This window comes from Pseudomonas sp. RIT-PI-o (assembly GCF_001297215.1).
Classification (GTDB): Bacteria; Pseudomonadota; Gammaproteobacteria; order Pseudomonadales; family Pseudomonadaceae; genus Aquipseudomonas; species Aquipseudomonas moraviensis_A.
In genome coordinates this window covers 1-596 of the sequence record NZ_LHPA01000054.1, presented here as the reverse complement: position 1 = coordinate 596, position 596 = coordinate 1, and the positions used below count along the sequence as shown (strand labels likewise).

Sequence of the window (596 nt, the reverse complement as noted above, 5' to 3'; positions counted from 1 at the left end):
GTGCAGGCAACGATCACCAGCGCCACCGGTGGCAACTTCGAGAACCTTGTTCCGAGCACTACGCCAGCGATCACTCAAGTCACCGACACCATCGACACCTCGACCGTCAAACTGACGGCTGATACTTCGGTGGCCGAAGGCGGCACTGTGACTTACACCGCAACAGTTGGCGCTCCAGTTACTGGCTCGCCTGTGGTCGTGACCCTAGCGAATGGTCAGAACATCACCATCGCTGTAGGCCAGACTTCCGGCATTGCGACCTTTACCGCACCGAACGATGCGCTGACCGGCAACGCTCCGCTGACCAACTCGATCACTGGCGTAAGCGGCGGTAATTTCGAAAATCTGGTGGCGGACAAAACCCCGGTTTCGACCTCCGTCACAGACGTTGCCGACACTACCAATCTGTCGCTGAGCGCGACCGGTTCTGTGGTTGAGGGCGGTCAGATTACGTACACCGCGACACTGACCAACGCTGCAGGCTCGCCTGTTACCGTGACCCTGTCGAACGGTGCCGTGATCACCATCAAGGCTGGCGAAACCACCGGCACTGCGACCGTTCCGGCACCGTCCGATGACGTCTACAAAGACGCCGG

The 596-nt window shown here is 59.7% G+C and carries 1 protein-coding gene; it reads left to right on the top strand.

The genetic code is table 11. From position 1 onward, the window contains the following. Positions 1-596, top strand: a 596-nt coding sequence (locus AEQ63_RS26980; protein ID WP_177330626.1) for an immunoglobulin-like domain-containing protein, incomplete at both ends; no start/stop codon positions are given.